We start from the raw sequence: 20,063 nt of genomic DNA, 5'->3' as shown, positions 1-20,063 counted from the left end.
CGAGAGGCCCGCCGTTTTGCATTTATCAAGCCACGGGGTCGGCGAACGGGGTATCAGGCTTGCTGACATAGAAAATCGCCATCCGCGCCGGCGTACCCGCGCTTAGATTGCGGCCGGTCATGGCTATGTGCGGTGGCTCGACAAAGACTTCGCCAGCCTTCACCTCCACTGGCGTCCGTCCATCGAGCTCCAGCGTGAACGTGCCTTCCAGCATGTAGACCGTCACGGGGTGCCGGTGGCTGTGACGGGGTGTGCAATCGCCTGGATCGAGCCTGGCCAGCAGGACCCGTATTTCCTGCATTTCCTCCATCGGCATACCGGTCGTTTTCTCGCGGTGTACGACCGAGAGCTTCGCGGCGCCCGACAGTTGCGCCGAGGTGGTGATACCGACGGTCATGCCCGCGATGGCATCCCTGGTGGCCATTGTCTTGTGCATCGCCTCCTCCATCGTTGCTGAATGAAGGCTAACGCGGGACCGGCCGCTCCGGCAGCCGCAAGCTTGCAGAGCGGCCGTGCAGAAGCGCATAAGTTGAGGATGTTCGACTGGAACGACCTGCGCTATCTGCTTGCCGTCGCGCGCGAGGGCAGCACGCTGGCGGCGGCACGGACGCTCAGCGTCAACCAGTCCACGGTTCATCGGCGGCTCGTCGAGCTCGAACGTCGGGCCGGCTTTGCGCTCGTCGTTCGGCATCCGACGGGCTACAGGTTGACCGCCCTTGGCGAGGCGCTGCTTCCCACAGCCGAGCGCGTCGAGGCTGAAGTCGCGGTTCTCCAGAACCAGATCCACGCTCACGGGAACGAACTTGTCGGGGTCATTCGCCTGACCTGTCCCGAGCCGCTGGTATCGCGCCTCGTTGGGTCGCCATATCTCGATCTTTTTCACGAGAAGCACCCGGGATTGAAGATCGAATTCGTGATGAGCGACCGCTATCTCGATCTCGGAAAGGGTGAAGCCGATGTGGCGCTTCGCTCAGGTGAGCCGGATGACGAAACGCTGGTCGGCCGAAAGATCGCCGATTCGATATGGGCGGTCTATGCCAGCAAAAGCTATCTTCAACATCACGGCCGGCCGGAACGGGTTGACGACCTCGGCCATCACGCGCTTGTCGGTTTCGATGGGATGCTCGTCAACCATCGCGCGGCGAAATGGCTATCGGCTGTCGCACCCGGCGCCAAGGTCATTGCGCGCAACAACAGCGTGCTTGGGGTGCTGCACGCAGTGAAATCGGGCGTCGGCGTCGCGCCGCTACCCACCGCCATTGCAGACATGGAAGAGGAGCTCGTTCAGGTTCTTCCACCCGTGCAGGACCTCACGCGCGGCTGGTATCTTCTCACGCGAGCCGATCTGCGCCAGACACCGCGCATCGGCAGTTTCTTCGATTTCACCTTCCGCCATCTCAATCTCGTACGGCCGATCCTCATGGGTTGAGGTCCGTCCGGTCGCGTCGAAAGGCTCAGCGCTGGCCGAGGCTTCGTCTCCACCAGACTATGACGGCTATATGACATTCGGCTTAAGCAACGAGTAAGTTAGTCGCCGCTAACGTGGTTTCGATGGCGCGCGGACCACGACCGTTCGCGCGGGCATGATGCCGGGCCATTGCGCCGAATCCGGTTCGGCATGTGCTGAAAGATCGATCCGACATCGACTGGGAGTCCGGCACCGCCGGACCTTTGGTCGTTGCGATGGTGGCGGGCTCAAATGATGCTGACGGTGGTGCGGGCAAACGGGCTGAATGGGGGAGCAGGATCGCTGCGTGACCCGGTCGAGCCCGACGGGTTCTCGCCAACGCGGGCATCGACCAGGGTCGAAACGGAATTCGACGACGTCAGGCTGGTGCTGCGGCGCTGGCAGGCGGCCTGTGTCGACGGCGCCCTGCCGCCCTACGAAGAACTGGCCTTGGGCAGCGTCGGTCGTTTCGCCGACGAGATGGCGGTGGTGCGGATTGCGGCGGATCGCGAAGGGTTCATTCTGCGCGCCGGGCCGCGCTTCGGCGCTCTTGCCGGGCTTGCCGAACCCGCCGTCTCGCTTTCCGCGCTGCCGTTTGCCCTGCAGCGGGCCGTTGCCGGTGCCATCGATCTCTCGCGTCTGGCGGCGAAGCCACGGTTGACGCTTTGCCGTTCGATCGTCGACGGCATGGTGTCGACGGTCGAGGTGCTGGCGCTGCCGCTGTCCTGCCGCTGGCCGGGCGAATATTTCCTTATCTTCGCACGGCCGCGCAAAGCGCAGGTCGACCTTGCCAGATTGCTGATCAACTCCACCGACGAAGGCATCATGGCGCTGAGCGCGCTGGAAACGGCCAGCGGCGAAGCGCGCGACTATCAGATCCTCAGCATGAACGATGCCGCCGCGCGGCTGCTCGGTGTTTCCGCGGAAGCCATGCGCTACCATCTTTTGTCGGAAACGTGTGCCGCCCAGAGGCTGACGGACTTGCTCGATCGATGTGGCGAGGCGCGTGCGCATGGCGTCGCCGCGCCTTCGCTCGAACTCGAATATGAGCTCGACGGAGAGGCTATTTCGCTGCAGGTCGGTGTGGCGGAGACCGAAGGACTTCTGGCGGTAACGCTGACCGACATCCGCGAAATCCGCAATCGCGAGATGCTGTTCCGCTCGCTGTTCGACGACAACCCGGTGCCGATGTATGTGCGGCGCGCCGACGGCGGCGCCTTTCTCAACGTCAATGCCGCGGCGCTCAATCTCTACGGCCGCAGCCGGGCCGAGTTCCTGGCGCTGAGCATCGGCAAACTGGTGCCCGGCACAGCCGATCGGCCGGCGGTTTCCGGCGAGCGGTTTGTCCGCCATCGCACCGCCACCGGCGCCGATCTCGACGTCGTCGAATATGCTCGCGCCATTACCGTCGGTGGACAGCCGGCGATGCTGTCGACCATCGTCGACATCACCGAACGCAAACGCGCCGAGGAACGCGTCTCGTTCCTGGCCCACCACGATCCGCTGACCGGCGTCGGCAATCGCACGACATTCTCGCAGGAGATCGAGGATGCGGTGGCGACCGCCGTCGCGGGCCACCAGCCATTCACACTCGTCCTGATCGACCTCGACGACTTCAAGGCCGTGAACGACACACTTGGCCACGCCGCGGGCGATTCGCTGCTGATCGAGACGGCCGCGCGCATCCGCAGGCTGTTGCGCCGGACCGATCTGGTCGCGCGGCTGGGGGGCGACGAATTCGCCGTGCTGCTGCGCGGTGCGCTGGGCCGCAACGATGTCGAAACGCTGGCCAGGCGCATCATCCAAACAATCTCCGAACCGCATGGTTACGAGGGACACAGGCTTTCGATCGGTGCGAGCCTCGGCGCGGCGATGGCGCCTGTCGACGCGCGCGAAGCCGGAGCCTTGCTCAAATGTGCCGATCTGGCGCTTTATCGGTCCAAGCGCGACGGCAAGGGCGCGTTCCATTTCTTTGAGCCGGAGATGGATGTCGAAATGCGCGAACGTCGCGCGCTGGAGCTCGAGCTGCGCTCCGCCGATTTCGACCGTGAACTTGAGCTGCATTACCAGCCGATCATATCGCTGCGCAGCGGTGGCTTGCGCGGCTTCGAGGCGCTGGTGCGCTGGCGCAATCCAAGGCGGGGCATGGTGTCGCCGGCGGAGTTCATTCCGCTTGCCGAGGAAACCGGCATGATCGAAGCGATCGGTCGCTGGGTGCTGGACGAGGCCTGCCGGCGCGCGGCTTCCTGGCCTGACGACCTCATCATCGCCGTCAATGCCTCCGCGGTCCAATTCCGCCAGGGGCAGTTCGCCGAGACGATCCGCGTCGCGATCGATATGTCGGGTCTGGATCCGTCCCGGCTGGAAATCGAGATCACGGAATCGGTCCTGCTTGCCGATACCGGCGCCAATCTCGCTTTGCTGCAGCAACTGAGGGAAATCGGCGTGCGCGTGGCGCTCGACGATTTCGGCACCGGCTATTCCAGCATGAGCTATCTCAGGCGCTTCCCGTTCAGCCGGCTGAAGATCGACCGCTCATTCGTGCGCGACATCGGCTCCAGTCGCGAATCCATGGCGATCGTGCGCGCCATCATCGGCCTTGGCGCCAATCTCGGCATCGACACGACAGCCGAAGGCGTCGAGACCGGCGCACAACTCGAACTGCTGCGGCAAGAACGCTGCGGCGAGATCCAGGGCTTCCTGTTCAGCCCGCCCGTCGACAGCGTTGGCGCGGCGCGGATCATCGAAACCTACCGCAACGGCGAGAGCAAGGTCGCGTAGCAAAGGCGGCTCGGTCGCCGCGACGGCCTACGAATAGAAGAAGTTCTCCGCCGCCAGCATTGCCGGTGGCGGTTCGCCGAGCGCCTCATACACCGAGATCTCGCAAACTCGACAGAGAGCGTCGAGCGCCAGGTCGTTGGCCTCCGTGCCGAACGGATCCTCCAGTTCTTCCGAAAGCGCGTCGAGCCCGAAGAAAGTGTAGGCGATGAGCGCGGTGAAAAGCGGCGTCACCCAACCGGCGCTGGTGGCCAGGCCGAAAGGCAGCAGCAGGCAGACGACATAGGCTGTCCTGTGCAGCAGGAGCGTATAGGCGAAGGGCAAGGGCGTGCCGGCGATGCGCTCGCAACCGGCCTGCATGGCGGCGATCGCCGATAGCCGCTCGTCGAGAATGCGGTAACCGATGCTGTCCAACGTGCCGTTTTCGCGCAGCGTGGCGGCGCGCTTGCCCATGCGCCTAACCATTTCGTCGGCGCGATTGGTGAAAGCGACGTCGTCGACAGCATCGCCGATGAACGCGCGCGCTTCGTTCAGGCTGTCCACCTTGCGCAGCTGTCCGCGCAGCAGGTGGCAGAAGGCCAGGGAGTCCATCAGCAGGGCGCGATGGTCCGATCGGTTCGCAATCAGTCCGGTTGCCGCGCGCGAAAGATTGCGGATGTCGTAGACCAGCTGGCCCCATAATTTGCGGGCCTCCCACCAGCGGTCATAGGCGGCGTTGTTGCGGAAGCCCAGATAGATCGACAGCGTCACGCCGAGCAGACCGAAAGGCGCGATGGTGAAGCCGCTGAGCTCGATGTTGAAATGCCGCACCAGCGCGACCACCGCGGCGGCAAAGGCGGCGAAGCCGAGAATCTGCGGCAGGATGCGCGGTACGATCGAACCGCGCATGATGAAGAAGAGCTGCAACAGCCCTGGTTTCGGCCGCACGATCATAATGGCCCCCGCTACTCGAACGCGACCGGCCAAGCCGGCGGATCGGGCATAGAGCGCCTCGGCGCCGGAGACAACAGTCGGTCACGACACATTGCGTCGCGACCGACCTATTTGCGTATACGGGTTTTCGCCGGCTCGGCGGGTCCAGCGCGGCGGCCTTTCTGCTAGTAGCCGCCGGGCCGGTCGCGATAGTCCGGGTCGCCCTGACTGTAATAGCCGCCGCGGTCGGGACAGCTGGCGACATAGACGCGGCCGTCGCGGTCGCGATAGCGGCACTTGCCCGGCTCGTTCGCATTGCCGATCAGCGCGCCGGCAACCGCGCCGACGGCACCGCCGACGACCGCGCCCTTGACCGGATTGCCGGCGACGGCAGCGCCAACAGCAGCGCCGCCAAGGCCACCGATCGCAGCGCCGCGCTCCGTTTGCGAACATGCGGCGAGCGGCACGAGCATCGCCATCAGGATCAGGACGTTCTTCATGATCGTTCCTCTCGGGCGCGGTATGCCGCCCCGCCTGATCCTAACGCGCTGGCATTCGATTCGATCCGAAATCGAGCAGTCGGGCAGGGTTTGTATATCCGACGTCAACGAGAAAACGGCAGCAAAGCGCGCAGCCGGGCATCGCGAAACCATAGGCCGCCCCACATGATGATGCCCAGATAGACGCCAAAGAAAGTGTGCGAGAACAGCGGGTTGCCGATCCTGACATGGGTTGCGATGGCGCCGCCGAAATAGGCGGTCAGCAGGATGGCGCCGAGAAAGGCGGTGCGCGGCCAGGCATACAGGGCGGCGGCGGCAAGGCTGATGATGCCGAGAAGCCGTGCCGTGCCGACGTCGGTCGGCCAGCCAAGCTGGGCCATCGACTGCGGAACGACATCCAGCGGCGGCAGCTTGATGACGCCATCGAAGATCATGAACAAGATCACGAGGCCGCTCAGGATGCGGCCGGCCCAAACCATGCGGGGCGACGTGGTGCCGATGTGCGGGTTTGCGGTGTGCGAAATGTTAGCCATGGAAATCCCTCCGGTTGTTGAAACTTACAAAGAGTGCTCCTAGGACGGTCGGCGGGCGGGCGATCCTACAAGCCCCTTGCGTTTTTGCCGAGGGTCGCCGCTCATACTGGGCAAAACCGCTTGTGACCTGGTGAGTTTGCGCATCAGGCCAACGATAGGTTCACCTTTGGAGAAAACCGATGACCAGCGGCGGGCCGCAGCCATGACAGGCGAAACGGATCTGACGACATTACTGAGGTCGATGCGGCCGATCCTGCAACCCGATAGTTTTGTTTTCGTGACCATTCCCCTGGCCGACGAATTGCCTGGCGGCGTGCAGCCCCTCATGGTGTTTCGGGAAGACGAAGGCTGGACCTGCATCCTTTCAGAGGACGCGGCGCGGGGCGCCGGCCTGGCTGGCACATTCCCATGCCGGATGATCACCTTGTCCATTCATTCGTCGCTGGGGGCGGTCGGCTTCCTGGCCGCGATCCTGCCGCGCCTGGCGGCGGCCGGCATGGGCGTGAACCCGGTTTCGGCATTCCATCACGACCATCTTTTCGTGCCCGCCGATCGCGCCGACGATGCAATGCGCATCCTGGAGGAGCTGGCGGCGACCGGCTGACGGCGCCAAGCCGCCTCTTCCGTCATTAAGCCGCCTTTGTGGTCCGTCGCTTAACCCGTTGTTTGCCGCTTCGTTCTAGCCTTGCAGGGCTGGGATGTCGGGCACCGGGCGGTGAATCAGAGCCTTTTCATTTCTCTTCTCAATCCCGTGCTGTCGATGGTGCTGTCGACGGCCTTCTTCGTGCTGTGGTCATTCCGGCGCGAGAACACCTATGTTCTGCAGCTTTGCCTCTGCTATCTCGCCGTTGCCATCGGTTTCACGCTGCAATCCTTCGACTTCGGTCTTGGGCCGATTGCATCCAAGATCGTCGCCAACACGCTGTTCTTCGGCGCCCTGTTTCTTCTGGCGGCGGCGATCATCCTGCGGCAGGGGCTCAAGGTTCCCGTCGTGCAACTCCTGCTTTGCGTCGCGGCAGGCATGGGCTGCCTGCTGTGGTTCTTCTTCGCGCAGCCCAGTTTCCCGGCGCGGGTCTTCGCGGTGAATTACGGGCTCGGCGCCATGTGCGTGGTCGCCTTGATGCGTTTGCGCCAGGCCAAACGGCGTTCGGTGATCGACCGGATGATCGTCCTGGTCGCCGGTCTGCGGGCGGCGGATTTTTTCGTTCGCCCTCTCGCGGTGGCCATGTTCGACAGCGTCAATGCGGGTCAATCGCCGCCGATAACCTCGTCCTACTGGCTCACCACCAGCCTTTCGGTAATGGTGTTCTCGCTGCTGATCGCGCTGACGCTGCTCACGGCCGTTGCCTTGGATACGATCAAGGAGCTGGAGGCTGAGTCCGAGACCGATCCGCTTTCGAAGCTGCTCAACCGTCGGGGTTTCGAGCAGAGGGCCGCCTTGATGCTGGAGCGCTGCGCCCGCTTGAATGAGCCGGCGACGCTGGTGCTGGCCGACCTCGATCACTTCAAGGCCGTCAATGACCGCTTCGGCCATGCCGTCGGCGACCGCGTGATTGCAAATTTCGCCGCGCGCCTGCAGGCGGTGGCCGGGCCACGCGCTGCCGTCGGCCGCGTCGGCGGTGAGGAGTTCGCCGTGCTGTTGCCTTCCGCCGATCTTGTCGCCGGGCGCTTGTTCGCCGAAACGGTGCGCACCGCCTTCTCTTCGGAAGTGCCGGAAGGGGTGCCCACCGGCACCATGTTGACCGCCAGTTTCGGCGTGGCGGGGCGCTTTGGCGACGAGGAACTCGCTCCCCTGACGGAGCGCGCCGACGAAGCGCTGTACAAAGCCAAGCAGAATGGCCGCAACAGCGTCCGGCTCTCCTTCCAGAGACCGTCGCCAACCCCGTTGGGGGATTTGCCCGCCGCGGGCTGACGATGGCGCGACAAGTGCTGGATTAACCTGTTGTTCGCTTCGGAGCCCTACATTCAGCTCTTGCTAAATTGACGTAACCGTTGCGACCGGACCTGAGGCTGCGGATAGATTTGTCACGATGAGCGGTGCGAATTTTATCCTCGCGATCAACCTGTTCGTGGCCGGCCTGCTGGCCGCGGCCTTCATGACCATTGCCGCCTACGACACGCGCCGCGTCGCCGCTCGCTGGCTGGCACTCGGCTATGCCGTCGGCATGGCCTATTTCGTGGTGGAGTTTTCCATTCCGGCGTTCAACTATGCAACGCCGCCGGTCGTCGCCGCCTTTGCCGTCTTCCTTGCCGCGACGCTGATCTTTAACATCGGGCTCGCGCACAAATATGGCATCGATCCGCCATGGCGGTTCATGACCGTCTTTCTGGTGGCAACCTCGGTCATCGTCTATTTCGTGCAGGACCTGCCCAGGCAATCCTTCCCCCGCATGATGGCCTACCAGTTTCCTTATGCCGCCATGCAGCTGATTGGCCTCTGGATCGTCTGGTCATCCAAGCAGCGGCGCGACAAGCTCGATATTTTCCTGATGGCGGTGCTCGCGGCCAGTGCGTTGCAGTTTGCATCGAAGCCGCTGATCGCTCATGCGCTGGGTGGCTGGGGCGCCGATCCCCAGGCCTATCTGCAAACCAACTACGCCATGGTCTCGCAGTCGCTGGGCACGGTCTTTGCCATGGCCATCGCGCTGTTGCTGCTGGTCATCCTGGTGCGGGACGTGCTTGCCGAGGCAACATCGAAGTCGGAGACCGATACGCTGTCGGGACTGCTCAACCGCGGCGGTTTCAAGCGTCATGCCGAAGTGGCGCTGCGCGAGGCGGCGCGGCAGGGGTTGCCGGTGTCGCTCGTGATCGCCGATCTCGATCATTTCAAGCTGGTCAACGACAATTTCGGCCATGCCTATGGCGATCGCGTCATCGAGATCTTCGCCTCATTCCTGCGCGACGCGGCCGGACAGAGCCACCTTGCCGCGCGGTTGGGCGGTGAGGAATTCGCGGTGATGCTCCCCGGCACCAATCTGGCGACGGCGCGCCTGTTCGCGGAGGGAGCCCGCAGCGCTTTCAGCGCCCTGAGCATCAAGGGATTGCCGCAGACCTATCGCTGCACGGCAAGCTTCGGCGTTGCCGAGCTTCGGCCCGGCGAGGCATTCGCCGATCTGATGAACCGGGCCGACGAAGCGCTCTACGGCGCCAAGAAGAGCGGGCGCGACCAGGTTAGGGTTGCGGCAGGGCCGATCGCCATGGTGCCGAAGCCCAATGGCAAGCCAGCCGGCAACGGCTTCAACGGCAGGGACTGATCTCCGGCATTTCGCCGTCGGCCAGGCCGTACATATAGGTGCGGCCCTTGACGAAGGCCGGCGGCCGATAACAGTCGCGTTCGTCCGAGGAATAGCCGGAGCGATCGAGATATCTGACCTTGGGCTGGCCGGCAGACGTATAGTCGGCCATCTTCCTGGCCATCGCGCCTTCGCCGACGAGAATCCGCTTGTAGCCGGCAGCACCGTCGATGACGAGGTTGCCGAACGAGTCGGCATAGACATGATCGCGGTTGCTGGACCAGGCCGATGCCGGCGTCGCTTGGCCGAGCACCGTTGCGGCAAGCATAAGGCCGACAATGCGCCATCCGGCGGAATTCGAACGCATGATGCATCCTCCTTCGAGAGGCGAGCTGAGCTTCAACGAATCGCACAATTAACCTTTTCTTAACCTTTGTTAAGAGGCTGCCGCGCTTCGAAGCGCGGCATTGCTTAACATGGTTAATGTCATGGCTTGATCTATCGAGACCACCGCGACTAGTTTGGCCGCCTGGAGGATTCGCATGGCGCTAGGCCAGATTTCCCGAATTGTGCCCGCTTTCATCGCGCTTTTCGCGCTCTCGGCCTGTGTCTCGGAACCGGGTCATCCCGGCATGAACAGCGGTACCCCGAAGGTGCAGTCGTCATCCTCTGCGGCAGTCAGCCAGCCCAAGGCGACACTGGTGGCGAAGGATACGCCGCAGCCGCGCACGGCCACCTACAATTGCGCCGACGGCGGCATGATGACGATCGAGAATGTCGGTACGGCGATCCGTGTGCTCGGCCCGGACGGCATCAGCGAGGAGCTGCCGGCTTCGCCGGCGGGGCAGAACAGCCGATTCGGCGCTGCCCATGACGCAATCGTGATCGACGGCCGCGAGGTGCTGGTCATGAAAGGCAATGCAACGCCGATCCCCTGCACGCGCTGATCCTTGGCGCTCACTTCCGATGGGCCAGCCGAAGGGAAGGGTTTCCCTGGGCCGAGAAGTTCAATCGGTTGAAGGCTCGGGTGCGCTTATTCGTCATACTAAATGACTTTTCCGAAACGATTTTCTGGCTTTGACGCGGTGCAAAAAGCGTTTTAGAACCCGGCAGTCCATAGTCGCATTCCGCATCGTCGATGCCGCGTTTGCATTGCCGAAAAGAGTGCCGAACGGGGGAGCCATGAGCCACTCACCAGCCACCCGAGACAGACCGCTTTCGCCGCATCTGACCATCTATCGGCCGGCGATCACCATGACGATGTCGATCGTGCACCGCATCACCGGTGGCGCGCTGTATTTCGGTACGCTTCTGGTCGCATGGTGGCTGACCGCGGCCGCCGGCCCGCAGTCCTATTTCGATTTCGTCAATGGAATCTTCGGCTCCTGGTTCGGCCGTCTGGTGTTGTTTGGATACACCTGGGCGCTGATGCACCACATGGCGGGCGGCATCCGCCACCTGATCTGGGACACCGGGGTCGGGCTGGAGAAGCACACCGCCTCCAAGATCGCCTGGGCGACGCTGGCCGTTTCGGTCGTGCTGACGATCCTCGTCTGGGTCGTCGGCCTTATGGTCCGGGGAGGCTGAACGATGAGCGCCAACCGTTCCGACATGCGCACGCCGCTCGGCAAGGTGCGCGGCCTGGGCTCAGCCCGCGAAGGCACGATGCATTTCTGGCGCCAGCGGCTGACGGCCATCGCCAACATTCCGCTGCTTCTGTTCTTCGTCGGGTTTCTCATCGCCATCAATGGCGCGGGATACGCCGAGGTCCGCGCCGCGCTGGCCCATCCGCTGGTTGCGCTGGCGATGATCCTGGTCCTGGTTTCGGGGCTCTATCACATGCGGCTCGGCATGCAGGTCATCATCGAGGACTACGTCCACGGCGAGGGCGGCAAGCTGGTGCTTTTGATCCTCAACACATTCTTCACCATAGCGGTCGGCGTGGCCTCGATCTTCGCCCTGCTCAAGCTGGCATTCGGAGGCTGACGTTTTGGCCAAGGACGCAAAAAGCGGCAGCGCAGCTTCCGCCTATACCTATGTGGACCACAAGTTCGACGTGGTGATCGTCGGCGCCGGCGGCGCTGGCCTGCGCGCCACGCTCGGCATGGCCGAGCAGGGGCTGCGCACCGCCTGCATCACCAAGGTCTTCCCGACCCGTTCGCACACCGTGGCGGCGCAGGGCGGCATTGCCGCATCGCTGCAGAACATGGGTCCCGACAGCTGGCAGTGGCACCTCTACGACACCGTCAAGGGCTCCGACTGGCTCGGCGACGTCGACGCCATGGAATATATGGTGCGCGAAGCGCCGGCCGCGGTCTACGAGCTCGAGCACTATGGCGTGCCGTTCTCGCGCACCGAGGAAGGCAAGATCTACCAGCGCCCGTTCGGCGGCCACATGATGAATTTCGGCGACGGTCCGCCCGTGCAGCGCACCTGTGCCGCGGCCGACCGTACCGGCCACGCCATCCTGCACACGCTCTACGGCCAGTCGCTGAAGAACAACGCGCAGTTCTTCATCGAGTATTTCGCGCTCGACCTGATCATGGACGACGACGGCACCTGCACGGGCGTCGTTGCCTGGAACCTCGACGACGGCACCATTCACCGTTTCTCGGCCAAGATGGTGGTGCTGGCGACCGGCGGTTACGGCCGCGCCTATCTGTCGGCCACCTCGGCGCATACCTGCACGGGTGACGGCGGCGGCATGGCCGCCCGCGCCGGGCTGCCGCTGCAGGACATGGAGTTCGTGCAGTTCCATCCGACCGGCATCTATGGCGCCGGCTGCCTGATCACCGAAGGCGCGCGCGGCGAGGGCGGTTATCTGGTCAATTCGGAAGGCGAGCGCTTCATGGAGCGCTACGCACCGTCGGCCAAGGATCTGGCCTCGCGTGACGTCGTCTCGCGCTGCATGACGATGGAAATCCGCGAGGGCCGCGGCGTCGGCAAGCTGAAGGACCACATCTTCCTGCATCTCGACCATCTCGACCCGGCCGTGCTGCATGAACGCCTGCCCGGCATTTCGGAATCGGCGAAAATCTTCGCCGGCGTCGACGTGACGCGCGAGCCGATCCCGGTTTTGCCCACCGTGCACTACAATATGGGCGGCGTGCCGACCAATTATTGGGGCGAGGTTCTGAACCCGACCGCCAAGAGCCCGGACCGCGTTTCGCCCGGCCTGATGGCCGTCGGCGAGGCCGGCTGCGCCTCGGTGCACGGCGCCAACCGCCTCGGCTCCAACTCGCTGATCGACCTGGTCGTGTTCGGCCGCGCCGCGGCGATCCGTGCCGGCCAGGTGGTGGACCGCACCTCGTCCGTGCCGTCGGCCAATCCGCGTTCGCTCGAAAAGATCATGGACCGTTTCGACCGTCTGCGTCATGCCAATGGCAGCACGCCGACGGCGGTGCTGCGCGACAAGATGCAGCGCGCCATGCAGGAAGACGCAGCCGTGTTCCGCACCCAAGAATCGCTGGAACAGGGCTGCAAGCGCATCTCCGCGATCTGGGGCGAACTGAAGGACATCAAGGTCTTCGACCGCTCGATGATCTGGAATTCGGATCTGGTGGAAACGCTGGAGCTGGAAAACCTGATGGCCAACGCCATCGCCACCGTCTATGGCGCCGAGGCGCGCAAGGAGAGCCGTGGCGCCCACGCCCGCGAGGACTTCTCGGCGCGCGACGACGCCAACTGGCGCAAGCACACGCTGGCCAAGGTGAGCGAGGACGGCAAGGTGACGCTGACCTATCGCGGCGTGCACACCGAAACCCAGTTGCCGGTCGACAAGGGCGGCATCGACCCGGCGAAGATCGCGCCGAAGGCCAGGGTGTACTGAGAGGATGATAAAGGGTCTGATCGCTTCGGTGGTTTTGGTTGGCTTGGCGACGCAAGTGGCGTCAGCTGAGACGGTCTATATCTATGACAATTCCAGCAAAACCGCGAAGATGGTGAACGACATACCCGTTTGGAAAGATGCCGCGACTGCCCAATCGTCAAGTAGAGATTTTTACTCGAAGAACGTCGGGCACATCAGATGCCTAGCAAAGCCCCCAGTCGGTGGCGAGCTGAAGCAAAAAGTTGGCAAAGCATTTGAAGTGCGCGTGCATGGTCGTTGCACGGGCTTTGTGAACGCCGTCTACGTTCACGCGGAGAAATAGAATGGCGCTGGCGGCCGCAGGATACTCCGGCACGCCGCTTGCGGCGAAGCTGGGCTTGAAGGACGGCATGAATGCCGCCTTCCTGGCCTTGCCGGAGCAGTTGGCGTGGCTTGCCGATGCGGTCCGCTTCGCCTCGGTGAAGCGCTTCGCGGCCTGGGCGGAGATCGAGGCCGATACCGGCCATGATGTCGTCCACGCTTTCACCAGGCAGCGCGGCGAGATCGAGGACGGTCTCGTTCGTCTGCAGGCCGCGATCAAGCGCGACGGCATGATCTGGGTGTCATGGCCGAAAAAGGCATCCAAAGTGCCGACCGACGTGACCGAGGACGTGGTGCGCACTGAGGCGCTCAAGCTCGACCTGGTCGACGTCAAGGTCGCGGCAATCGATGAAATCTGGTCCGGGCTGAAGCTCGTCATCCGAAAGGACCGCAGGTAATGGTCGAACTCGCACTCCCCAAGAATTCGCAGGTCAAAGAGGGCAAGACCTGGCCGAAGCCGGAAGGCGCCACGAACCTGCGCGAATACCGCATCTACCGCTGGTCACCGGACGATGGCGAGAACCCCAGCATCGACACCTATTTCGTCGACATGGACGATTGCGGGCCGATGGTTCTGGATGCGCTGCTCTACATCAAGAACAAGATCGACCCGACGCTGACTTTGCGCCGTTCCTGCCGCGAAGGCATCTGCGGCTCCTGCGCTATGAACATCGACGGATCCAACACGCTGGCTTGCACCAAGGGCTGCGACGACATTTCCGGCGCCGTGAAAGTCTACCCGCTGCCGCACATGCCGGTGGTGAAGGACCTCGTGCCCGACCTCACCAATTTCTACGCGCAGCACCGCTCGATCGAGCCCTGGCTGAAGACCGTGTCGCCGGAGCCGGCGAAGGAATGGCTGCAGAGCCATGAGGACCGCCAGAAGCTTGACGGGCTTTATGAGTGCATCCTGTGCGCCTGCTGCTCGACCTCGTGCCCGAGCTATTGGTGGAACGGCGACCGCTATCTCGGTCCCGCGACGCTGCTGCAGGCCTATCGCTGGCTGATCGATTCCCGGGACGAAGCCAAGGGTGAACGCCTCGACAATCTCGAGGATCCGTTCCGTCTGTACCGCTGCCACACCATCATGAACTGCGCGCAGACTTGCCCGAAGGGTCTTAACCCGGCCAAGGCGATCGCCGAGATCAAGAAGATGATGGTGGAGAGAAGGGTCTGACGGGGAGCGCAAAACCCAGACCGTCAACGAGTGCCGAAGTCGTCGCTTTGGCCTCGGAAGCCATTTTTGGCAAACCACTTGTTACAAATGTCTACCGATCCGTCATCGTTGAAGCGATCGTAGCCGCAGCACTTCCCACTTGGAAATGGTGTTCGTCGGACTATGCGGGACATGATTTCGAGCGCGGTAGCATAAAGCTGGAGGTCAAGCAGAGCGCGCTTTTGCAGACTTGGTCGAAGTCACGGCTTTCAAAGGCGTCCTGGGATATTGCACCACGCACAGGGTTTTGGGTCGATGGCGACACATGGGTCCCTTCACCTGGCCGCAACGCACATATGTATGTGTTGTCACTACATACCATTGCGGATGAAAACGCGGATCATCGAGACCCCCTGCAATGGCAGTTCTATGTGATCGCAAGCCGAAACCTTCCGGATGTGAAGACGATTGGCGTGCGTGCTGCCGAGAAACTGATCGCTCCCGTCAAGCTTGACCGTTTGAACGAGCGGGTTGAAGAAATAGTCTGCACGATAGAGTAAATCGCCAATGTCCAGTGAAGACTTCCCTCACCTCAACGCTCTCGAAGTCCGCGTACTCGGATGCCTGATGGAAAAGCAGCTTCTGACGCCAGACGTCTATCCGCTGACGTTGAACGCGCTGCAATCCGCGACCAACCAGAAGACCTCGCGCGAACCGGTGATGGCATTGGAGCCGGTCGACATCAGCCGAACCTTGAAGTCGCTTGAGGAGAAGGGGCTGGCGCGGCGGATGATGGCATCGCGCGCCGACCGCTACGAGCAGATGGCTTCACGAAAATTCAGCCTGACGACCCCGCAAAGCGCGCTGGTCGCCATGCTGCTTCTGCGCGGGCCGCAGACGCTCAACGAATTGCAGACCCGCACTGATCGCATGGCCAATTTCGGTTCGGCCGAAGCGGTACAAACCGAACTCGACATGCTGGTCGGCCGGCGCCCACCGCTGGTGAAGGAGATCGGCCGTGCGCCGGGTCAGCGCGAGGATCGTTTCGCGCATCTGCTTTCGGGCGATGTCGATGTGTCGTCGATTCCGGCTCCGGCCGCGCGTGCCGCCGCGCCTGCCGGTTCGGCCCTGAGTGAACTGGAAGAACGCGTGCGTACGCTTGAAGAGGACGTGGCGGCGCTCAAGGCGCGGCTCGATGCCGTAGGCGCATAAGCGTGGCCGAGCAGCAGGCCGCTTCGACAAACACAATCTTCAAGGTCGACATCGTCGTCATCGGCGCGGGCCAGGCGGGCCTGTCGTCGGCCTATCATCTCGGCAGGCTGGGCCTCGCCGTCGGGCGGCAGTTCCTCGTGCTGGACAGGAATCCGACACCAGGTGGTGCCTGGCAGCACCGCTGGCCGTCTCTGACGCTCAGCACCGTCAATCGCCTGCACGATCTGCCCGGCATGCAGTTTTCCGAAGCCGTCGACACCTCCAGCGGCGAAGCCAGGGCATCCGTGGCGGTGCCCGAATATTTTGCCGCCTATGAACGCAAGTTCGAGCTGCCGGTCTATCGCCCCGTCACCGTCAAGGTCGTCTGCGAGCGGTCCGGACGGCTGCGGATCGAGACGGACCGCGAGATGTTCTCGGCGCGCGGTATCATCAATGCCACGGGAACCTGGGAGACGCCCGTCATTCCCGATTATCCCGGCGCGGCGCAGTTCACGGGCCGGCAACTTCACTCACACGACTATCGCACCCCGGACGAATTCGCGGGACAGCATGTGATCGTCGTGGGCGGTGGGATTTCGGCGCTGCAGCATCTGGACGAGATTTCCAAGGTGGCGGGCACGACATGGGTGACCCGCCACGAACCGCGCTTCCGGGACACGCCCTTCGTGCAGGAAGACGGCCGCGCGGCCGTCGCCATGGTCGAGGACAGGGTCAGGCGCGGACTGGTTCCGGGGTCGGTGGTTTCCGTCACCGGCATCCCGCTCACGCCGGCTTTGCGTGCCGCCAGGGAGCGCGGTGTGTTGAAACGCTTGCCGATGTTCAGCGAGATCACCGAAGATGGCGTGCTGTGGCCGGACGGTTCGATGCAGAAGGCCGACGTCATCTTGTGGGCGACGGGGTTCCGCAGCTCGCTCGATCATCTGGCGCCGCTGCAGCTGCGCGAGGACAATGGCGGTATCGTCATGACCGGACGGCTGGCGACAGAGGTGAAGAAGGACCCTCGCATCCATCTGGTCGGCTACGGCCCGTCGGCCTCCACCATCGGAGCGAACAGGGCCGGCGGTGCCGCGGCCCGAGAGCTTGCAGCCCATCTCGGTTTGATCTGAGCGAGATCATACTGGCGGCGGCGGTGATGGTCCTGATGTTCCGCAAGACCGGTACCGGCAGGCCGCAATCGGCTGCGGTGCAGAAGGCCGCGCAGCCTGGATGGCGACGCGGCCTGGTCCCCGCGATCAGGCCAGTTTGGCGTCCAACGAAATCTTGATCGCGCCAAGCGCGCGCGAGACCGGGCATTCGGCCTTGGCCTTGGCGGCCAGCTCCTGGAATTTTGCGGCATCGATGCCGGGAACGTCGCCGACAAGCGTGATGTTGCTCTCGGTGATGCCGGTGCCGGGGGTGAGCTTAACCGCGGCGCTGGCTTCCAGCTTCGCCGCCGGCGTGCCGTTTTCGGCGAGGAAATGCGAAAGCTGCATGGCGTAACAGCCGGCATGGGCAGCCGCGATCAGTTCCTCGGGATTGGTGCCGGACCTGCCGCTTTCATCCTCGAAACGCGTCTTGAACGAATAGGGCGTGGCCTTGAGCGCGCCGCTCTGGGTGTCGATGGTGCCGCCACCCTCCTTCAGATTGCCTTTCCAGACGGCTTTTGCAGTGCGGTCCATGGTTTTCTCCTGGCTGGGTGGTTGCAAGAGGCCGACTATAGCGCCGCAGCCTGACAAGGCCACAACATCCTTCGCGGGGCGATGGGATCGGTGGACGAAAAAATCGCCGTGCAAAAATGTCGGCTTTGTTGCCGCCAAACCGTCCTGCGGACGGCGCTACGCAGGCGCGGGCCATGCGGGCTGCAACAGGGAGACAACGATGCAATATATCTGTCTAGTCTATCACGAGGAATCGGCGTTGCATGCGCTTTCAGCCGAGGCGGGCAGAACGCTCGACGCCGACTCGCTCGCTTATGACGTGGCACTGGAAAAGAGCGGCCATCTGGTCATGGCGCAGGCGCTGCAATCGGTGAAGACGGCCAAGGTGGTGCGCAAGCGCAAGGGCAAGACGCTGGTGACCGACGGTCCGTTCGCCGAAACCAAGGAACAGCTGCTCGGCTTCGTGATGATCGAGGCGCGCGATCTCGACGAGGCACTCGCCATTGCAGCCGACATCCCGCTGGCGGCGATGGGCATGGTGGAGGTGCGTGCGATCTACGACATTCCGGTGCCCTGACCGGCGCGGTCAGCCCTGGATCGCGGGTGCCGGTGCCTGGCAAACATCGACCCATTCGGCACCGACGAGCGCCGCCATGCGGTCGGGATTGAGCCGTACCGCGGCATTGGTGGCGCCGGCGGCCGGCACCACCTCGTCGAAGGCTTTCAGCGAGACATCGCAATAGACCGGCAGCGGTGTCGGCAGGCCGAAGGCGCAGACGCCGCCGACCGGATGGCTGGTGAGGGCGACGACCTCTTCGGCCTCCAGCATGCGTGCCTTGCCGCCGAACCGGTCCTTGAACTTGCGGTTGTCGAGCCGCGCCGTGCCGGCGGCAACGACCAGCATGGCCGTATCGCCGACCCTGAGGCAGATCGTTTTGGCGATCTGGTCCGGTTCGACGCCATGTGCTTGAGCGGCAAGGGCTACAGTCGCCGAGCTTGCCTCGGTGACGATGACTTCGATGTCCGGGGCTTTGGCGGCGAAGAAGGCGCGAACGGATTCAAGGCTCATGGCGCGACCATAAGGTTGCCAGACCTGGCAGGCAACCAAGTTGGCAACCCTGCCGGACAGCCGGTGTACTATCGATTGGTCCTCTTTCGACCGGCCCGGGACCGGCGCCAATGGCGCGAGGAAGCGTAGTTATATTGCCTCGCCCTTGAGCAGTCGGGGCGTATCGCCGCCAAGACCCGATGCCTGGCGGATGAAGAACTCCTTCAGCCTCGGCATGCGCTCGACGATACCGAGCCCGATGTCGCGCACGGCGCGCAGCGGCGCGATGTCGTTGGAGAACAGCCGGTTCAGAACATCGGTGGTGACGCCCATCTGCATGGTGTCGAAGCGGCGCCACTGCTGGTAGCGTTCGAGCACATCAAGCGCGCCGATGTCCTGGCCGAGCCGATCCGCCTCGACGATGACCTCCGCAAGCGCGGCGACATCCTTGAAGCCGAGGTTCAAACCCTGCCCGGCGATCGGGTGGATGCCATGCGCCGCATCGCCCGCCAGCGCTATGCGCGGCGCCACGAAGTCGCGGGCAAGCGTCAGGCCGAGTGGCCAGGCGCGCGGCTTGTCGACAGCGCGGATTTCGCCGAGCTTCAGGCCGAAGCGTTGCTCCAGCTCCATCTCGAAGACCAGATCGTCGCCCTCGACCAGTTTGCGGGCATCGTCGGTGCGCTCGGTCCAGACGATGGACGAACGGTTGGTGCCATCCTTGTCCGGTTTCAGCGGCAAGGTGGCGAAAGGCCCGGCCGGCAGGAAATGCTCTTCGGCGCGGCCGTTGTGGGGTCGTTCATGCGCCACCGTGCAGACAATGCCGGACTGGCCGTACTCCCACTTCACCGTCTTGATGCCGGCCATGTCGCGCAGCTTCGAGTTGACGCCGTCGGCGGCAACCAGCAAGCGGGCGCGCAGCGCCGCGCCATCGGCCAAGTGGACGGTAAGGCCGCCCCCGCCGGCATCGAAGGATTGCACGGCCACGCCCTCGATCAGGTCGATGCCCAGCTTGTCCGCCTGGCGACGCAGCGCGCCATTAAGGTCGCGATTGGCGACCATATGGGCGAACGGCTCGCCCGGGGCGATCTCGCCGTCGAACGTCAGGAAGACCGGCCGCACGGGATCGGCGGTGCGCGAATCCGTCACGATCATCTCGGTGATTGCTTGGGCTCCTGGCGCGATCTCGGCCCAGACGCCGAGTTGGTCGAGCATGCGCGAGGCGGCGGCGGCGATCGCCGAGGCGCGGCCGTCCTTCTGCCATACGCCAGCAGGCGCCGCATCGACGATCGCGACCCGCAGAGCCGGGCGCGCCTGTTTCAGCGAGACGGCCGCGGCCAATCCGACATAACCGGCGCCGGCGATCAGTACGTCGAGCCGCGTGTTCTGAGACGCTTCCGATTCGCGTTTCGACGCCATGT

24 protein-coding genes are annotated in these 20,063 nt (G+C 63.7%); 16 read left to right on the top strand and 8 right to left on the bottom strand.

Annotation, left to right across the window (positions count from 1 at the left end; genetic code table 11):
• Positions 1-25: 25 nt before the first annotated feature.
• Positions 26-436, bottom strand: coding sequence for a cupin domain-containing protein (locus QFZ88_RS12945; RefSeq protein WP_024927546.1), 411 nt, complete (start codon positions 434-436; stop codon positions 26-28).
• 99 nt (positions 437-535) lie between these two features.
• Between QFZ88_RS12945 and QFZ88_RS12940 the strand changes: the two genes are divergently transcribed.
• Together QFZ88_RS12940 and QFZ88_RS12935 are read left to right on the top strand one after the other, a co-directional pair.
• Entirely contained in the window at positions 536-1,429 is an 894-nt protein-coding gene (locus tag QFZ88_RS12940) for a LysR family transcriptional regulator (protein WP_024923134.1), read from the top strand.
• Positions 1,430-1,699: 270 nt separating this feature from the next.
• The gene (locus QFZ88_RS12935) at positions 1,700-4,228 is read left to right on the top strand and encodes a putative bifunctional diguanylate cyclase/phosphodiesterase (protein ID WP_024923133.1); all 2,529 of its coding nucleotides are present in this window, start codon (positions 1,700-1,702) and stop codon (positions 4,226-4,228) included.
• 27 nt (positions 4,229-4,255) lie between these two features.
• Here the strand turns inward: QFZ88_RS12935 and QFZ88_RS12930 are convergent, their stop codons facing one another.
• From QFZ88_RS12930 to QFZ88_RS12920, 3 genes are all read right to left on the bottom strand, one after another.
• The gene (locus QFZ88_RS12930) at positions 4,256-5,158 is read right to left on the bottom strand and encodes a bestrophin family protein (RefSeq protein ID WP_024923132.1); all 903 of its coding nucleotides are present in this window, start codon (positions 5,156-5,158) and stop codon (positions 4,256-4,258) included.
• Between the two features lie 164 nt (positions 5,159-5,322).
• The gene (locus QFZ88_RS12925; protein ID WP_024923131.1) at positions 5,323-5,637 is read right to left on the bottom strand and encodes a YMGG-like glycine zipper-containing protein; all 315 of its coding nucleotides are present in this window, start codon (positions 5,635-5,637) and stop codon (positions 5,323-5,325) included.
• A 104-nt stretch (positions 5,638-5,741) separates the two neighbouring features.
• Positions 5,742-6,170, bottom strand: coding sequence for a DoxX family protein (locus QFZ88_RS12920; protein WP_024923130.1), 429 nt, complete (start codon positions 6,168-6,170; stop codon positions 5,742-5,744).
• A 202-nt stretch (positions 6,171-6,372) separates the two neighbouring features.
• On the opposite strand from QFZ88_RS12920, the gene QFZ88_RS12915 reads away from it, so the two are divergent.
• The 3 genes from QFZ88_RS12915 to QFZ88_RS12905 all read left to right on the top strand — a co-directional run bounded on the left by QFZ88_RS12915 (position 6,373) and on the right by QFZ88_RS12905 (position 9,424).
• Positions 6,373-6,774, top strand: a complete 402-nt coding sequence (locus QFZ88_RS12915) for an ACT domain-containing protein (protein WP_024923129.1) — start codon at positions 6,373-6,375, stop codon at positions 6,772-6,774.
• A 111-nt stretch (positions 6,775-6,885) separates the two neighbouring features.
• Positions 6,886-8,082 (top strand): GGDEF domain-containing protein, encoded by a 1,197-nt coding sequence (locus QFZ88_RS12910; protein ID WP_024923128.1) that lies wholly within the window; start codon positions 6,886-6,888, stop codon positions 8,080-8,082.
• Between the two features lie 118 nt (positions 8,083-8,200).
• Positions 8,201-9,424 carry a GGDEF domain-containing protein gene (locus QFZ88_RS12905; RefSeq protein ID WP_024923127.1) on the top strand — a complete coding sequence of 408 codons (1,224 nt, stop codon included), beginning with the start codon at positions 8,201-8,203 and terminating at the stop codon, positions 9,422-9,424.
• Here QFZ88_RS12905 and QFZ88_RS12900 read toward each other — a convergent pair.
• Positions 9,408-9,770: a hypothetical protein gene (locus QFZ88_RS12900; RefSeq protein ID WP_024923126.1), complete on the bottom strand. Its 363-nt coding sequence runs from the start codon at positions 9,768-9,770 to the stop codon at positions 9,408-9,410. The genes QFZ88_RS12905 and QFZ88_RS12900 overlap by 17 nt on opposite strands.
• A gap of 175 nt (positions 9,771-9,945) precedes the next feature.
• Here QFZ88_RS12900 and QFZ88_RS12895 point away from each other — a divergent pair, with 175 nt between their 5' ends.
• The 10 genes from QFZ88_RS12895 to QFZ88_RS12850 all read left to right on the top strand — a co-directional run bounded on the left by QFZ88_RS12895 (position 9,946) and on the right by QFZ88_RS12850 (position 17,066).
• Positions 9,946-10,350 (top strand): hypothetical protein, encoded by a 405-nt coding sequence (locus QFZ88_RS12895; protein ID WP_024923125.1) that lies wholly within the window; start codon positions 9,946-9,948, stop codon positions 10,348-10,350.
• 235 nt (positions 10,351-10,585) lie between these two features.
• On the top strand, positions 10,586-10,990 hold the full coding sequence (gene sdhC, locus QFZ88_RS12890) for a succinate dehydrogenase, cytochrome b556 subunit (protein ID WP_024923124.1): 405 nt from the start codon (positions 10,586-10,588) through the stop codon (positions 10,988-10,990).
• Between the two features lie 3 nt (positions 10,991-10,993).
• Positions 10,994-11,389 (top strand): succinate dehydrogenase, hydrophobic membrane anchor protein, encoded by a 396-nt coding sequence (sdhD, locus tag QFZ88_RS12885; RefSeq protein ID WP_024923123.1) that lies wholly within the window; start codon positions 10,994-10,996, stop codon positions 11,387-11,389.
• 4 nt (positions 11,390-11,393) lie between these two features.
• Positions 11,394-13,232: a succinate dehydrogenase flavoprotein subunit gene (gene sdhA / locus QFZ88_RS12880; RefSeq protein WP_024923122.1), complete on the top strand. Its 1,839-nt coding sequence runs from the start codon at positions 11,394-11,396 to the stop codon at positions 13,230-13,232.
• 4 nt (positions 13,233-13,236) lie between these two features.
• On the top strand, positions 13,237-13,554 hold the full coding sequence (locus QFZ88_RS12875) for a hypothetical protein (protein ID WP_024923121.1): 318 nt from the start codon (positions 13,237-13,239) through the stop codon (positions 13,552-13,554).
• Between the two features lies 1 nt (position 13,555).
• Entirely contained in the window at positions 13,556-13,990 is a 435-nt protein-coding gene (locus QFZ88_RS12870; protein WP_024923120.1) for a DUF3052 family protein, read from the top strand.
• Positions 13,990-14,769, top strand: a complete 780-nt coding sequence (locus QFZ88_RS12865) for a succinate dehydrogenase iron-sulfur subunit (protein ID WP_024923119.1) — start codon at positions 13,990-13,992, stop codon at positions 14,767-14,769. The genes QFZ88_RS12870 and QFZ88_RS12865 overlap by 1 nt, the downstream gene beginning before the upstream one ends.
• A gap of 47 nt (positions 14,770-14,816) precedes the next feature.
• Positions 14,817-15,308 carry a hypothetical protein gene (locus tag QFZ88_RS12860; protein WP_137900369.1) on the top strand — a complete coding sequence of 164 codons (492 nt, stop codon included), beginning with the start codon at positions 14,817-14,819 and terminating at the stop codon, positions 15,306-15,308.
• Positions 15,309-15,315: 7 nt separating this feature from the next.
• Positions 15,316-15,960 carry a YceH family protein gene (locus tag QFZ88_RS12855; RefSeq protein WP_024923117.1) on the top strand — a complete coding sequence of 215 codons (645 nt, stop codon included), beginning with the start codon at positions 15,316-15,318 and terminating at the stop codon, positions 15,958-15,960.
• 2 nt (positions 15,961-15,962) lie between these two features.
• Entirely contained in the window at positions 15,963-17,066 is a 1,104-nt protein-coding gene (locus QFZ88_RS12850) for an NAD(P)-binding domain-containing protein (RefSeq protein ID WP_024923116.1), read from the top strand.
• A 126-nt stretch (positions 17,067-17,192) separates the two neighbouring features.
• Here QFZ88_RS12850 and QFZ88_RS12845 read toward each other — a convergent pair whose 3' ends face one another.
• Entirely contained in the window at positions 17,193-17,618 is a 426-nt protein-coding gene (locus QFZ88_RS12845) for an OsmC family protein (RefSeq protein WP_024923115.1), read from the bottom strand.
• A gap of 199 nt (positions 17,619-17,817) precedes the next feature.
• Between QFZ88_RS12845 and QFZ88_RS12840 the strand changes: the two genes are divergently transcribed.
• Positions 17,818-18,174: a YciI family protein gene (locus QFZ88_RS12840; RefSeq protein WP_024923114.1), complete on the top strand. Its 357-nt coding sequence runs from the start codon at positions 17,818-17,820 to the stop codon at positions 18,172-18,174.
• Positions 18,175-18,183: 9 nt separating this feature from the next.
• On the opposite strand, the gene QFZ88_RS12835 is transcribed toward QFZ88_RS12840, so the two are convergent.
• The gene (locus tag QFZ88_RS12835; RefSeq protein WP_024923113.1) at positions 18,184-18,666 is read right to left on the bottom strand and encodes a YbaK/EbsC family protein; all 483 of its coding nucleotides are present in this window, start codon (positions 18,664-18,666) and stop codon (positions 18,184-18,186) included.
• A 129-nt stretch (positions 18,667-18,795) separates the two neighbouring features.
• Positions 18,796-20,061 carry a ubiquinone biosynthesis hydroxylase gene (locus QFZ88_RS12830; RefSeq protein WP_024923112.1) on the bottom strand — a complete coding sequence of 422 codons (1,266 nt, stop codon included), beginning with the start codon at positions 20,059-20,061 and terminating at the stop codon, positions 18,796-18,798.
• Between the last annotated feature and the right edge of the window lie 2 nt (positions 20,062-20,063).

The organism is Mesorhizobium sp. YL-MeA3-2017 (assembly GCF_030814575.1).
In the GTDB taxonomy this organism is placed as follows: domain Bacteria; phylum Pseudomonadota; class Alphaproteobacteria; order Rhizobiales; family Rhizobiaceae; genus Mesorhizobium; species Mesorhizobium terrae.
This window is presented reverse-complemented; position numbering and strand designations above follow the sequence as displayed.

Coding starts and splice junctions, on each gene's coding strand:
- QFZ88_RS12875 (WP_024923121.1), top strand. CDS start 13,237: ATGATAAAGGGTCTGATCGCTTCGGTGGTTTTGGTTGGCTTGGCGACG.
- QFZ88_RS12840 (WP_024923114.1), top strand. CDS start 17,818: ATGCAATATATCTGTCTAGTCTATCACGAGGAATCGGCGTTGCATGCG.
- sdhD (WP_024923123.1), top strand. CDS start 10,994: ATGAGCGCCAACCGTTCCGACATGCGCACGCCGCTCGGCAAGGTGCGC.
- QFZ88_RS12865 (WP_024923119.1), top strand. CDS start 13,990: ATGGTCGAACTCGCACTCCCCAAGAATTCGCAGGTCAAAGAGGGCAAG.
- QFZ88_RS12845 (WP_024923115.1), bottom strand. CDS start 17,618: ATGGACCGCACTGCAAAAGCCGTCTGGAAAGGCAATCTGAAGGAGGGT.
- QFZ88_RS12870 (WP_024923120.1), top strand. CDS start 13,556: ATGGCGCTGGCGGCCGCAGGATACTCCGGCACGCCGCTTGCGGCGAAG.
- QFZ88_RS12895 (WP_024923125.1), top strand. CDS start 9,946: ATGGCGCTAGGCCAGATTTCCCGAATTGTGCCCGCTTTCATCGCGCTT.
- QFZ88_RS12915 (WP_024923129.1), top strand. CDS start 6,373: ATGACAGGCGAAACGGATCTGACGACATTACTGAGGTCGATGCGGCCG.
- QFZ88_RS12930 (WP_024923132.1), bottom strand. CDS start 5,158: ATGATCGTGCGGCCGAAACCAGGGCTGTTGCAGCTCTTCTTCATCATG.
- QFZ88_RS12945 (WP_024927546.1), bottom strand. CDS start 436: ATGCACAAGACAATGGCCACCAGGGATGCCATCGCGGGCATGACCGTC.
- QFZ88_RS12935 (WP_024923133.1), top strand. CDS start 1,700: ATGATGCTGACGGTGGTGCGGGCAAACGGGCTGAATGGGGGAGCAGGA.
- QFZ88_RS12925 (WP_024923131.1), bottom strand. CDS start 5,637: ATGAAGAACGTCCTGATCCTGATGGCGATGCTCGTGCCGCTCGCCGCA.
- QFZ88_RS12905 (WP_024923127.1), top strand. CDS start 8,201: ATGAGCGGTGCGAATTTTATCCTCGCGATCAACCTGTTCGTGGCCGGC.
- QFZ88_RS12855 (WP_024923117.1), top strand. CDS start 15,316: ATGTCCAGTGAAGACTTCCCTCACCTCAACGCTCTCGAAGTCCGCGTA.
- QFZ88_RS12940 (WP_024923134.1), top strand. CDS start 536: ATGTTCGACTGGAACGACCTGCGCTATCTGCTTGCCGTCGCGCGCGAG.
- QFZ88_RS12835 (WP_024923113.1), bottom strand. CDS start 18,666: ATGAGCCTTGAATCCGTTCGCGCCTTCTTCGCCGCCAAAGCCCCGGAC.
- sdhC (WP_024923124.1), top strand. CDS start 10,586: ATGAGCCACTCACCAGCCACCCGAGACAGACCGCTTTCGCCGCATCTG.
- QFZ88_RS12830 (WP_024923112.1), bottom strand. CDS start 20,061: ATGGCGTCGAAACGCGAATCGGAAGCGTCTCAGAACACGCGGCTCGAC.
- QFZ88_RS12920 (WP_024923130.1), bottom strand. CDS start 6,170: ATGGCTAACATTTCGCACACCGCAAACCCGCACATCGGCACCACGTCG.
- QFZ88_RS12900 (WP_024923126.1), bottom strand. CDS start 9,770: ATGCGTTCGAATTCCGCCGGATGGCGCATTGTCGGCCTTATGCTTGCC.